We start from the raw sequence: 790 nt of genomic DNA, 5'->3' as shown, positions 1-790 counted from the left end.
GGCTGCTGCCACTGGGACTCCACTCGGGTCAGCGCCTCCAGCTCGCCGTAGTCGAGGAAGATCCCCCGGCAGTTGCTGCACTGTTCGATCTGGACACCGTTGCGGTTGTACGTGTGCATCGGCGCATGGCACTTCGGACACTGCATGCTCGGCTCAACTCCTCGGCCGTTGGTACGTCTTCGTGTTTCCCCAGGACAGACTCCGTCCGACCCCGGTCGGTTGCAGCCTACTTCGCGAATCCGGGCGTCAACTCGGGCGGGACGGAACCCATTCGGGCACAGGCGTCGACGACCGCTCCCTCCACCTCGTCCAGTGGACGCTCCGCCGCGACCGCCTTGACGATCGCCAGGGCCGCCGTCTGCACGGTGAGGGCGCGGGCCGGGACGTCCAGGGCGGGCCAGGGGTCGCCGTCGGCGGGGACGGCCGGGCCGCCCGCGGCGCGGTACGCGGTCAGGAAGCGGGTCCACTCGTCGGGCGGGAGCAGCCCGCAGGCGTACCAGGCCGCCGGGCGGGCCAAATCCCAACCCGGAACTCCTACGCCCAGGTCGTCGACGTCGATCAGGAGCCAGGGGCCGTCGGGGGCCGGGTGCCGGACGAGCTGGCCGAGGTGGAGGTCGCCGTGGCAGAGGGTGGTCGTGTCGGGCTGGAGCGCCTCCGCGCGGGCCCAGGCGGGGACGGTTTTCCAGGCGGCCAGGACCGGGGCTGCTGCGGGGTGGTCGGCGGCTGCCTCGCGGAGTCGGGTGATCGCGCGGACCGCCTTGAGGGGGCCTCGCATGGGTGGGAGCGGGGT

General features: G+C 72.4%; 2 protein-coding genes. Both read right to left on the bottom strand.

Translation table 11 applies throughout. The annotated features are described in order from the left end of the window. The coding region (locus tag JHN63_RS51625; RefSeq protein ID WP_200692019.1) for a zf-TFIIB domain-containing protein at nt 1-146 on the bottom strand (146 nt) is incomplete at its 3' end. 80 nt (nt 147-226) lie between these two features. Continuing rightward, a partial coding sequence (locus JHN63_RS51620; RefSeq protein WP_200692018.1) for a phosphotransferase family protein occupies nt 227-790 on the bottom strand: 564 nt, incomplete at its 5' end.

This window comes from Streptomyces sp. MBT65 (assembly GCF_016612545.1).
Classification (GTDB): domain Bacteria; phylum Actinomycetota; class Actinomycetes; order Streptomycetales; family Streptomycetaceae; genus Streptomyces.
The sequence above is the reverse complement of the archived record's forward strand: the minus strand, read 5'-3'. Positions and strand labels throughout refer to the sequence as shown.